At 47.3% G+C, this 2744-nt stretch carries 2 protein-coding genes; one reads left to right on the forward strand and one right to left on the reverse strand.

The window, feature by feature from the left end; all coding sequences use genetic code 11:
* Positions 1-167 precede the first annotated feature (167 nt).
* Entirely contained in the window at positions 168-2186 is a 2019-nt protein-coding gene (locus JF818_RS10560; protein ID WP_198891977.1) for an ATP-dependent helicase, read from the forward strand.
* Here the strand turns inward: JF818_RS10560 and JF818_RS10565 are convergent, their stop codons facing one another.
* Complete coding sequence (locus JF818_RS10565; protein ID WP_198891978.1) at positions 2187-2561, reverse strand: hypothetical protein; 375 nt, start codon at positions 2559-2561, stop codon at positions 2187-2189.
* Positions 2562-2744 lie beyond the last annotated feature (183 nt).

Here is a 2744-nt window from a genome sequence, read left to right on the forward strand (position 1 = left end):
CCGGTGCATGGACGGGAACCCTTGGTTCCTGGATTTTGGGCCTTGACAAGCGCAAGACCATGATGGCAGTATTCGGCGGAGTTATTGTCTCTGGCCTGATCGTAACCAGCTTGGTTGTCCTTGGGGTCGGAATCGATTCGGTATTCATTAAACGAATCTGAGGAACCATGCAATTCAATTTAGAAAAAGAGCTCAACCCTGAGCAGTGCAAAGCTGCATCCACTTTGCACGGCCCCCTGCTTGTTATAGCCGGAGCCGGTAGTGGAAAGACAAGAATGCTGACCTTTCGTATCGCGCATATGTTGGAGAAAGGAATCAATGAACACTCCATCCTTGCACTGACCTTTACCAATAAGGCAGCAAAGGAGATGGCTCAGCGCGTGCGCGCCCTTACTGGCCTGCCATTGAAGAAACTTACCACGACCACTTTCCATGCTTTTGGCATGGGAGTTCTCAAGCAGTACATCCAGCATCTGGGGTTCAAGAATAATTTCACTGTCTATGATACCAATGACAGGAAAGCCTTGATGAAGGAAGTCATTCAGAATCTTGATTATGTAGTCGAGAGCTTTGACTTGTTTGAGCTTTCATCGTTGTTCAGTGATATCAAGACAAAGCGCAAGGTCTTTGGCCCCAATGCCTCAGACAAGATCAGGAATCTCTACTACGAATACGAGAAGCACCTCAAGGCATACAATGCTGTCGACTTTGATGACCTGATCATGAAACCCCTTGAATTGTTTGACAAGCATCCTGAAATCTTGGATGAACTTAGGGCACGATACAGCCATATTCTTGTGGATGAGTTCCAGGACACATCCCTGTCCCAGTATCGCATGGTAGAGCTCCTCGCACAGGAGAGCCGCAATTTGTGTGTGGTTGGTGATGACGACCAGAGTATTTACAGCTGGCGAGGTGCAAACTACGAGAACCTGGTGATGTTTGAACGTGAATTCCCTGAGCGTCTGGAGGTGAAGCTCGAGCGCAACTACCGTTCCACTGGAAATATCCTCGAGGCAGCAAACCGCCTAATCGTAAACAACCAGATGAGGAAGGACAAGAAGCTCTGGACTGATAGTGGCAAAGGTTCTTCCATCCGGCTTATCCACCCTGCCCATGACGAGGATGAGGCTTCAACCATTGCAGATGAGATTCTCATGATCCACAAGAAAGAGGACCGTCCATTCAGTGATTTCGGTGTACTGGTGAGAACCAACAGCCTGATAGCCATCCTGGAGACCAAGTTCACTGAACGGGGTATTCCTTCCCAGGTGACCGGTGGGCAGAGTTTCTTCGACCGGAAGGAGATCAGGGACATTGTAAGTTACCTGAAGGTAATTGCAAACCAGGATGATGATATCAACCTGCTCAGGATCGTCAACACTCCTAGGAGGGGAATCGGGAGAACCACGCTCGAGAAAATGCGCAAGGTAGCTGATGACCATAAGTGTTCTCTCTTCAGCGCCCTGACCTTGATGAGCATCTCTACCGATGGACAGGTCAAAGAAGCAATGAAGCGTACGCTGAAGCGGTTTGCTGATATGATTGAGGAGTATCACTACAAGCTGTTCAATACAAACACCCAAAGGAACCAGATACTGAGGACCTTGATCGAGGAGATAGGATACAAGCAGCATATCGAGGCGGAACATCCTGACAATGAAGCCTTTGCAGCGTATAAAATGAAAGGTGTCAACATGCTCTGTGATATGCTCGCAAGATGGGAAAGGAACCCTGAGAACAGGAATGCTTCCATATTCGACTACCTGAACAGGATCAGTCTTGCAGGAAAAGAGAATCCTGAGGAAGAGGATGCAGGGAAGATTGCCCTGATGACCATACACGCCTCCAAGGGACTGGAGTTTGATACCGTATACCTCGCAGGGGTGGAAGATCAGTACATTCCCCATGCAAGGGCAATTGAAGAGAACCCGGCCAGTCTTGATGAGGAAAGACGACTTTTCTATGTAGCAATTACCCGAGCAAGGCGTGCGCTTATCATCAGCAGCTGTGAGAAACGCAAGCGAGGATTTGATCTGGTAACCAGTATCCCTTCACGTTTCCTTGAGGAAATTCCCAAGGAACTGTTTGATGAGGTAGATCCAAACAAGCAGCTTTCCAGTGATGAGGTAAGTGACAAGCTGAGACTGCTCAAGGAACGACTGGCATCCAGGCAGGCGAGATGATTAATCAGGGTTGGTTATGGTCACGGTTATGGTTGCTGTATAGGTACCGCTGACTTTGTTCATTACTTCTGTCTCACTGATGTCACCGATACGAATATTGCGAGTGTTCAAGACATCGGGTTGTAAGCCGGACCATGTGTAAGCTGTACCTTTTTCTATCTGCTGGTTCTCTAGATATAGATTGAAATTGATGGGAGCCCCAGAACCAATACTTGGAAAAAGTTGAAACGAGGAATTCTGAGATTGGTCAGTAAAGGTAAACTGCTGTGAATAATTGGTACCCTGTGTCCCATTCATCACTTCTATGCGGGCCTCATTTATGGTTACCTTGTTGATCCCATATGCATCACTGAGTTCAAAATTTGATTCGGGCATAAGAAAATCGATAAAGAAGCTCTCAGAGACTGGCACTTCTCCATAGAGGCTCTTGCAAAATGAGGATTCATTGAGAATTTGAATCCATCCGACGACACTAATACCATTGATTAAGAGGAGCGAACCGTCCAATCAAGGGCTTCAAACGAGTAAATACGCTAGGTCGGTTGGTAAAAGAGTGCA

The sequence above is a fragment of the Sphaerochaeta sp. S2 genome (assembly GCF_016406725.1).
Lineage (GTDB): Bacteria > Spirochaetota > Spirochaetia > Sphaerochaetales > Sphaerochaetaceae > Sphaerochaeta.